The sequence below is a fragment of the Fulvivirga sediminis genome (assembly GCF_016757215.1).
In the GTDB taxonomy this organism is placed as follows: domain Bacteria; phylum Bacteroidota; class Bacteroidia; order Cytophagales; family Cyclobacteriaceae; genus Fulvivirga; species Fulvivirga sediminis.
Genome location: NZ_JAESIY010000018.1, coordinates 64604 through 74108, shown reverse-complemented (window position 1 = coordinate 74108; position 9505 = coordinate 64604). Strand labels below are relative to the sequence as shown.

The window sequence follows — 9505 nt, the reverse complement described above, 5'->3', positions numbered from 1 at the left end:
CCCTTATGATTGTAGAACTTAATTACAGCTTAATACTGTCCTGATGATTGGGGGTTGATCCGTACTTTTTCTCTGGTGTATCCTGAAACTACGTTGCCAGAATTCTGTTCGGTAAATTTTAGCTGAATCTCTAGGGGTATAATCTGTTGAAGTGGCATTTTTACATGATTATCACCACCCGTGAGCGTAGGCTCACGCCGCTTCAAAGTGTTTTCAGGGTCGTTTTTTGTAGTTACAGGCCTTTTTGGACAACTATTGTCCACAGCTTTTACTATATTATTTATAATGTTAATAGAATCTGTAAGCGGACAATTTGTCCACTTAGTGTTTTTATTAACTTTCTGTTCCTTACCTTTCTGGGATTGGTCAGACTTAGAATTGTCAATGGAATGGGCTATTGAGAGCAGCTCGGGATTGATCTTGAGTTCATAGTCTGCTTGTGTTCCATAAAATGCTTTACGAACGATAACATTGGCCTGTTCCAGCTTAGCAATGTGCCTGCGGATTGTTCTTGATGATACCCTTGCAAGGGTTGCCAACTGGGGACTATTTGTTCTTAGTGCCGGGAGGTGTTCCTGCAGCGAGCTTATTTTTAAGTGAAATAGTGAAGCCGCATATACACGAATAATCTCTCTGGCTGTCAGTATAACACTGCCCCTTATCTTATCCGAAAGGTTTTCGCACCTTTCATTATACACTAAGGTGACTGTCCAGTGCCCGAAACGAGCCTGAATAGTTAATTACCTGCATATTTGTGATTTTATACTGGGAGGTAAATTACTTTCCTTCCAGGGATTTATTAATTAGCCGATTGTAGCTTTCTTCCTCGATAGGGATCTCACCATTTTTCTCTATTCCATTGATCCTGTAGGTGCGGTACCAGGCAAGAATATCTTTGGACGTCCAGCAGTTGTGTTCTGGTAGGTGCTTGTACTTGTCTTGGAGTTCTTGGAGGCTTATATATGATTTATGCATGATATATCTAATTTTATCTTAGGCAACGACAAGGAGAATGTTCTGTTGTTAGTCATAGCCATTATCAAACAATATTTCGTTCTAAGAATGCCTGTATACTACGCTTGGAATAAGAATACTTACGCCCGTGCTGACTCGAAGTGATCTCTTTTAAATCCCGAAGTTCTACGAGTTTGTTTTTCTTGCAATTAAGAATTTTCATTGCTTCGCCTGCTGTGATCCAATCATGAGTGGGATCAGTTGCCGAAAGTGTTTCTATTATGGCATCTCGTGTGGCTCTTGTTATTACTTGGTGAAGTTGTGCGAGTAGCTGTTTATAGCTTTCGTTTTCTATAATGATTACTTCCATTTGCTATTCTTTTTTGTTAATGCTGTAAAGAGAAGTATTTTCTGAAACTTTTTTGGGTTGCAACCTTTTAACAACTTTTACAACCTTTTTGTAACTACCTGAAAATCAGAACTAAATTTGCGGATAACTTTTTGCTATTTTTTTAAAATGAGTATGAATACTATCGAAATCTAGTAACATTATGACAGTGGTTCTTCAATATATTGTAATGCCTTCGAAGATTTTGTCAATTAGATTGACTAGTAAAGGTAGCCCGACAGCTATGTGCTAAATTTTTTTAATGCACTAAGATAGGTTTGGGTTATAAATAAAGATTTAAAAAAATAATCAACCGTATATTAAGAGGGAGATGTTAAATATTGACAAAATCGTTAAAAAGTATGCGAATGCTAGTTTTAACTTAAAATATGATGATTTAATTTTAAAAGAAAAGCCTTGTAAATATTTGATTTACAAGGCTTTAGTGTGTGTGGGCCCACCTGGGCTCGAACCAGGGACCCCTTGATTATGAGTCAAGTGCTCTAACCAGCTGAGCTATAGGCCCGTCAAACTTTTGATCAGCTTTTTTTGCTGTTGTTATGTTTGATTTGGGAGTGCAATCTTACATATTTGCTGAGAACTACACAAACATTTTGAAAAAAAATTATGAAAGAACAAGAAATAAAAAATATCATCTTTGATTTAGGGGGTGTTATAATTAACCTTAAGCCAGCTAATACCATTGATGCATTTGCCAGATTATCAGGCATTAGCAAGGAGGAGGTGACTCAAAAGTACCTGCATGATGAGCATTTTAAAAAATATGAGAAGGGGCTGATTAGTGATGAAGAATTTAGAAGTTATTTAAAAAATATGACAGGTTGTGATAGTGATAAAGATTTGGATGAAGCCTGGAATGCCATGTTACTGGATGTGCCACAAGAGAGGCTTGAGTTGCTCAAAGATTTAAGAAAACATCATAAACTAATCTTGCTTAGTAATACTAATGACATTCACCTTAAATGTTTCACAGAGATATTAGAAAAGGAAAATGATTGCTCTATTGACGAGTTTTTTGATCATGTATATTATTCTCATCAAATGCATAAGCGCAAGCCAGATGCAGACATCTATGAGCAGGTACTTAATGAGCAGCAATTGGAGCCTGAAGAGACATTATTTATTGATGATAATGCTGATAATATTGCAGGAGCGGCTAACTTAGGCATTCAAACAATACATATAACGGGAGAGACTACCATAATAGAGGTTTTTGATGAAGGAGAATAACAGAACTTATTTATTACAAGCATTACTTTTTATTGTTACTTTTTTCACTACCACGTTAGCAGGTGAGTGGTGGGTTCATGGTATTATGTGGCCTTGGAATGATTACAGCTGGACGGACTTCAGCCATGGTTTGCCTTACTCGGTGCCCTTTTTACTAATTCTTAGTGTGCACGAGTTTGGTCATTATTTCACAGCCAAATATCACAAAATAAAAACGACCTTACCGTATTATATTCCTCTACCTCCCATACCACTTTTTATAGGTACTATGGGTGCTTTAATCAGAATTAAGCAGCCTGTATTGTCTAAAAAGATTCATTTTGATATTGGTATTGCAGGTCCGTTAGCAGGTTTTGTAATTGCACTTGGTGTGTTGGTATATGGTTTTACTCATTTGCCTGAGCCTGATTATATTTATAGCATTCACCCTGAATATGAACAGTTCGGAGAAAATTATGCCGAGCATGTATATACTTATGAGTTTCAGCGAGAGCAGGACTCCATACGTTATGTAGAAGCTCGCACAGCTGATTCTCTTCGTTTTGTAGAGGAAGGAACAGGAGGAGAGTGGGGCTTTCCTAAATTTAGCGCTCCTGAGAAATACGAAAACGTATACATCACTAAGCCGTTGCTTTTTGTAGGCTTAGAGAAACTTTTGGTTAGTGAACCAGAAAAAATTCCTAATAGCAGAGAGCTTATGCATTACCCTATACTTTTAGCTGGTTTTTTAGCTCTTTTGTTTACGGCGTTAAATCTTATGCCTATTGGTCAGCTAGATGGCGGACATGTTCTATACGGTCTTGTGGGCTATAAAGGGCACAAGAAAGTGGCTTCGGTAGTATTCATTGCCTTCTTATTCTATGCAGGTTTAGGTTATATTTCTCCGGCAGACGGTATGATGTATAAAGAAGGTCTCTTTGGGTTACCCGAGTTTTTTATAAGCATGCCCTTATATATTGGCTTCTTGTATTTATCCCTTAGAGGACTGCAGAAGAGTAAAAAGGATACTTGGATGTATGCTGTAGTGCTATTTGCCGTTCAATTTTTTATAGCTTATTTATATCCTGATGTTGAAGGTTATTCTGGTTGGTTGTTGTTCGCCTTTATACTTGGTAGGGTTATAGGAGTACACCACCCTAAATCATTGGTAGAAGAACCTTTAGATTGGAAAAGAAAATTATTGGGTTGGATATCGCTTATTATTTTCATCATCTCATTTAGTCCTGCTCCCATTATGTTGCAATAATGAAATCAATCATATAAAATAGCTATCCATTGGCCTTGCAGCCAACGGATAGCCTCATACATGCTTACTTAACCAAACCTTTTAATTATTTAAGCTTGCTTTGAGCGTTTTATTGCTTTAGAAGTTCAGCATTAATAATAATATCTACTTTTTCGCCTACTATAAGCCCTCCATTATCTAGTACATCATTCCACTGTAGCCCATAGTTAAAACGGTTGATAGTAGCTGTAGCTTTGAAGCCAGCCTTTTGCTTGTTGTTAATGGATATAATACCTCCAAACTCAGCTAATAATGTTATTTCTTTAGTTATTCCTTTAATCGTAAGGTTGCCGGTAATTTTATAATGATTGCCTGAGGTGTTGGTGAAACTGGTGCTCTCAAATTTTATCTCCGGGTATTTCGCTGCGTTAAAGAAATCTTCATCCTTTAAGTTTTTATCACGCTCCATGTTATTGGTAGTGATGCTGTTTACTTCAATAGTGGTTGTTATTTTAGCACCATCAAATTCTTGTTTACTTTTAGAGGTGAGTGTACCCGCATAGCTAGTGAAAGTGCCCGTCACCGATGATACTGTCATATGCGGTACTTCAAATTGAATGGATGAATGTGAAGGATCTATTATCCAGGTTGTTTGTGCGTAACTTGCGCCAGACATGATCAGTGAAAAGCCCAGAAAAAAAAGAATATTTTTCATGACCGAAAGAAATTTAATGAATACACTACAACTATGTAGAAGTTAAGTATTAATCATTAATTTAGCAATCGTTTGCAGAAATATTAATGATTGATTTTTATGGTCATAAATAAAAGAAAAAGGCTGCCAAACTAATGACAGCCTTTTCTGCTCCTCAATCTCCGTTCTTCCTTCTCTAATTCAACTTCACTTCTCTTCCCTTTACCAACGGCACTTCTCTCGCTTCACTCAACTTCACTAACTAAACTACATTACAAATGTCCGCATTATTTGATGTTTTTATTTAAGAGAAATTGCGTAATTTGAAAATTAAGTATTTCACTTAATTGATGATTTTTAGTTTTAATTCTACGATCTGCCAATGGTAATGCGGCTTTGTTATATTATCCTGATGATGTTTTTATGCCAGAGTGTAATGGCTCAGAGGATAACAATGGGAGTATATGAAAACTATCCTTTGGTTTATACTGACGGTGTAGACCAACCGCAAGGTATTTTTGTAGATATAGCAAGGTATGCGGCCAAGCGAGAAAAATTGGAGCTAGAGTATAAAGTAGGTACGCTAGATCAATGCTATAAATGGCTTGAAACAGGTGAGATCGATTTTATGCCCGAACATCCTGATTATGAAAATAGGAATGCCAAATTTGATGTGCTTTCTTCAGGGGTGGTCTCTACCTGGGCCAGAGTATACGGTAGAGAAGGTACCGATTATACTTCTCTTATTGATCTTAACAATAAGAACGTAGCAGTATTGAGTAGGAGCCAATATATCAATAGCCCTTACAAAGGTTTGTATCATTCTCTGGATGAACTCGATGTTAATTGCAATATTTATCTATCTCATAGTTATCAGGAGATTTTTAGGATGTTAGATGAGAAGAAGGTAGATGCAGGAGTAGTTGACAGGGTGTACGGAGATATTAATGAAGCCTCTTATGATGTGGTGCAAACACCAATTGCTTTCTCTCCCTCCAGACTTACGTTTATATTTCAAAAATCAAAGCATCAAAATACTCTTATGCCCATTATGGAAGAACACCTTAGGGTTTTGAAAGCAGATAAAAATTCATTTTACTACACTAACATTCGTAAATATTTTGAGCACGATCATACTGTAAGAATACCCCTTTGGGCTTATATGGTTTTTGGCTTATTGGTCTTAGGGGTTATTCAACTTATTATTTATGTTAAAGTGCTTAGAAGTACGGTAGCCAATAGAACAGCCGATCTTAGAATCGCCTACGCAGATATAAAGGCCAGACAGCATACGCTTTCACTAATATATAATAATGCATCAGAGCTAATAGCCTTGTTCGAGGTGCAGGAGGATGGAAATATAGTGCTGGCTAAGTTGCCAGATTGGTATTTAGGACAGCTTTATGAGGCTAATCAGGATTATCCACCTTACAAAGTTCTGGGCATTTCTCTTTGTGAGCTATATAAAGATTTACTTAAGCTGGAGGAGGACGAAGTTAAAGAGAGAATCGACAGGCTTGAAAGTGTGGTTAGGAGTAGGCAAAAGATAGTTTATGAAGAACAGTTCAAATCTCCCAGAGGCAATTGGGGTACGGCAGAGTCTAATCTGGTGCCTATTCTAGATAAGGACAAAAATTGCACTCATATTCTATATGTTTCCAGAAATATTACTCGTCAAAAGGAAATGGTTAAGGATCTGACGGAAACAAAAAACCGCTTGCAGATGGCCATAGAAGGCGCGAGAGAGGGTATGTGGGATTGGGATATAACTACCAACGAACTGGTCTTTAATGAATACCATGCCTCTATGCTTGGTTTTGCTCCTACTATGCTTAAGGGTAATTTTACGGAATTTTCGCAGCGAATCCATCCAGAAGATAGAGATAAAACTTTTTATGCATTGATGAGTCATTTAAATAATGAATCTGATTATTATGAAACAGAGCATAGACTAAAGACTTATAACGATGGCTGGAAGTGGATCATGGTGCATGGTAAGGTCATGAGCCGAGATAGTGAGGGTAAACCTTTGAGAGTAATAGGTACTAACGTAGATATCCATGACCGTAAGATGGCAGAATTGGCTCTTAAAAGAAATCAAAGGCGCTTGGCTACACTCATGTCTAACCTGCCGGGTATGGTATACCAGTGCAGAAATGATGAGAATTGGAGTATGATATTTAGTAGCGAAGGAGCTCTTGAACTTACTGGCTATAATTCATCAGATTTCACCAGAGCAAAATTAAGTTTTGCAGACTTGATAGTAGAGAAATATAGAAAGGAAGTGTGGAGTACTGTGCAAAAGGCGGTGTCGAAGAAAGAGCCTTATACTCTTGAATATGAAATTACGACTAAAGGCGGAGAGAAAAAATGGGTGTGGGAGCAAGGAAGAGAAGTGGAAAATGGTATTTTAGAAGGGTTTGTTAGTGATATTTCTGAGCGTATGAATGCTCGAGAGAAGATTATTTCTACTATTATAGAAACCGAAGATAAGGAGAGGAAAAGAATAGCTAAGGAGTTGCACGATAGCCTAGGGCAGAAGCTTACCACCGTATCATTGAATTTTAATTCATTAAAGAAAGATCTTAGTTTGAGTGATTCAGGAGAGAAAAAGTTGAATACCGGTCTGAATTATTTAAAAGAAGCCATTAAAGATAGCAGAGAAATAGCACATAACCTTATGCCTCAGAGTATTGACGATTTTGGATATGTATTGTCCGTCCAAAGTTTAATGGCAGATTTAGAACGTGTTACCGAAATCAATTTTGAGTTTTATGACAACCTAAAAGGAAAGAGATTGCCTAAAAATATTGAACTTCACTTGTACCGTGTTACTCAAGAAGCTATCAACAATATTTTAAAGTACTCAAAAGCAAGTCAGGCTTCGATACAGCTCATGGCTTATGAAGATGAAGTTTTACTTACTATTGAGGATGATGGAGTAGGGTTTCTTTACCAGGAGAAAATGGAAGATGAAACACGCAGTTTCGGATTGCGTAGCATGAAGAATCGTGTCAACTCTCTTTCTGGAAATATAGAAGTAGAATCCAGTTTAAACAATGGAACAGTAATAATTGTAGAAGTACCCCTCAAATACGAGTATAATGAAACCAACTAGAATATTAATAGTGGATGATCATAAAGTGGTAAGGGATGGAGTAGCCATGTACCTTGAAGATAACCCTTCTTATGAGATAGTAGGATTATTGGCCAGTGGTAAGGAAGCTATAGATGCGGTAGAGAAAAATGATTTAGATCTAGTTATTATAGATATAAATATGGACGAGATGGACGGGATAGAGACCACCCGTAAGGTAATGGATATCAACCCGAACATTAAAGTGTTGGCACTTACTATGCATAATGATTATCAACATATTAAAGCCATGATGGATGCAGGTGCACGTGGTTATGTACTCAAAAGCTGCGATGAAGTAGAAATGAGAAGTGCTATTGAAACTATATTGAATGATGACATTTATTATAGCAGTGAAGTCGGGCAGACCGTAATGAATAACCTGGCTAAGAAAAAGAATAAAATATCAGGAGATGCTTCAACCCCATTAACCCCTAGAGAAAAAGAAATTTATAAATTGATATTGGAAGAGTATTCTAATCAGGAAATAGCAGATAAGCTCTTCATTAGTGTGAGGACGGTGGAGGTTCACAAAAGAAACTTATTGGAAAAAACAGGAGCTAAAAACTCTACCGGCCTCGTTCTTTTTGCTATAAAAAATAATTTGTTTGACAATATTTAAGAGGTGGTTAAGTGAAACACGTAGAGCTATAAATACGCAAAAAGCCTTAACTTTTTTTACCAACGTATGGATAAATTTGTACCACGTTGTGAATAGGGAGAATATTGAAAGAGTTAAGGAATATAGCGTTTTACAGTCGTTCTAATGAGGTTTTTGAATGCTTGGAAGAGGAGATCTTCCAGCGGTGGAATTTCTTTTTAACTTCTCCTGATCTCGCTTCTCCGAAGCTGGATAGGGTATTCAACCCGTCTTTATTAATAATCGACACCTATTCTCTCGGGATGGAATTTCTGGAATTTATATTCAAGCATTCCAGGTATAAAACAACACCAATACTGGTGCTAGATTTTTATACCGAAAAGCCGTTTATTGAAAATTTAATTGACAAAGGTGCTGCAGGGTATCTGCTAGTACATTCTTTTGCTGATGAACTAGATATAGCAATGACTATGATACTCGGCGGCAAGAATTATATTTCTAACCAGTTAGAAATATATAAGGGAAACACGTATTTAATAAAATAAGTAGCATTGCCTATGAAATATTACATGAAGATGTGTAGGTTTGTAGTGTAATAAAAAAATAACTGATCCACAATCCAGATATTTTTTTAAACTAATAGACAAAGATTTTTAAGAGTAGGTTTAGGTTGATTAATGGTTTAGATTAATCATGGTAACAGCCGGGAGAGGTCCCGGCTGTTCGTTTTTTATACCTATTAGTTTATTTTATTCCTTTCTTTTTTAGGTAGCTTCTTTTCTTTACTACTTTAATTTTAATTATTTCATTAGCATGTGAGGAAATGGGTGTATTTTATACATTTATTTGATTTCTAATTGCCTAATTTTGTCTTGTTTTATTACTTCAATGGCCATTTGTAAGTCCTTTCAAAAGTTGGCTACTTTTAAATTACCTTGCGCTACGCTTCAGTAGCTTTAGCTATCAGTGCTTTATCTAAGTAGATTTTACCACATATAAGGGTTATCACTTATCTAATAAATTACGCATTTCCCCTGATTGATTAAACTTTATTCTGTTATACATTTGTATTGTAATCGTTGTCAAACACAACATATTATGAAAAGAATAATAGTGATGATAATAATTTGTTTGATGGTTTTTATGATAGGATCTTGTAGCCAGTATACTTGTCCCACATATTCAAAAGATGAAAACCAAGAGACAATTAAAAATATTTAAGAATAGGGTTTAGGTTGATTAGTTAAGTAAAAAGG

General features: G+C 36.3%; 9 protein-coding genes and 1 tRNA gene. 5 read left to right on the top strand and 5 right to left on the bottom strand.

All coding sequences use genetic code 11. The features are described 5' to 3' along the window. Window positions 1-29: 29 nt before the first annotated feature. The 4 genes from JL102_RS22195 to JL102_RS22180 form a co-directional block, all read right to left on the bottom strand. A complete protein-coding gene (locus JL102_RS22195) occupies window positions 30-539 on the bottom strand; it encodes a helix-turn-helix domain-containing protein (protein WP_202246668.1) in 510 nt (169 codons plus the stop codon). Between the two features lie 238 nt (window positions 540-777). Then, window positions 778-975: a hypothetical protein gene (locus JL102_RS22190; RefSeq protein ID WP_202246667.1), complete on the bottom strand. Its 198-nt coding sequence runs from the start codon at window positions 973-975 to the stop codon at window positions 778-780. A 64-nt stretch (window positions 976-1039) separates the two neighbouring features. Further along, complete coding sequence (locus JL102_RS22185) at window positions 1040-1324, bottom strand: helix-turn-helix domain-containing protein (protein WP_202246666.1); 285 nt, start codon at window positions 1322-1324, stop codon at window positions 1040-1042. Window positions 1325-1794: 470 nt separating this feature from the next. Next, a tRNA-Ile gene (locus JL102_RS22180) sits at window positions 1795-1868 on the bottom strand. Between the two features lie 101 nt (window positions 1869-1969). Here JL102_RS22180 and JL102_RS22175 point away from each other — a divergent pair. Both JL102_RS22175 and JL102_RS22170 read left to right on the top strand, forming a co-directional pair. Next, a complete protein-coding gene (locus JL102_RS22175; RefSeq protein WP_202246665.1) occupies window positions 1970-2593 on the top strand; it encodes an HAD family hydrolase in 624 nt (207 codons plus the stop codon). Further along, window positions 2580-3839, top strand: coding sequence for a site-2 protease family protein (locus JL102_RS22170; protein WP_202246664.1), 1260 nt, complete (start codon window positions 2580-2582; stop codon window positions 3837-3839). Before JL102_RS22175 ends, JL102_RS22170 begins: the two co-directional genes overlap by 14 nt. Before the next feature lie 109 nt (window positions 3840-3948). On the opposite strand, the gene JL102_RS22165 is transcribed toward JL102_RS22170, so the two are convergent. Next, the gene (locus tag JL102_RS22165) at window positions 3949-4533 is read right to left on the bottom strand and encodes a YceI family protein (RefSeq protein ID WP_202246663.1); all 585 of its coding nucleotides are present in this window, start codon (window positions 4531-4533) and stop codon (window positions 3949-3951) included. A 415-nt stretch (window positions 4534-4948) separates the two neighbouring features. Here JL102_RS22165 and JL102_RS22160 point away from each other — a divergent pair, with 415 nt between their 5' ends. The 3 genes from JL102_RS22160 (at window position 4949) to JL102_RS22150 (ending at window position 8794) form a co-directional block, all read left to right on the top strand. Continuing rightward, window positions 4949-7630, top strand: coding sequence for a PAS domain-containing protein (locus tag JL102_RS22160; protein ID WP_202246662.1), 2682 nt, complete (start codon window positions 4949-4951; stop codon window positions 7628-7630). Continuing rightward, window positions 7617-8270 carry a response regulator transcription factor gene (locus tag JL102_RS22155; protein WP_202246661.1) on the top strand — a complete coding sequence of 218 codons (654 nt, stop codon included), beginning with the start codon at window positions 7617-7619 and terminating at the stop codon, window positions 8268-8270. The genes JL102_RS22160 and JL102_RS22155 overlap by 14 nt, the downstream gene beginning before the upstream one ends. 104 nt (window positions 8271-8374) lie before the next feature. Further along, window positions 8375-8794, top strand: a complete 420-nt coding sequence (locus tag JL102_RS22150; RefSeq protein WP_202246660.1) for a response regulator transcription factor — start codon at window positions 8375-8377, stop codon at window positions 8792-8794. The last annotated feature ends 711 nt before the right edge of the window (window positions 8795-9505 follow it).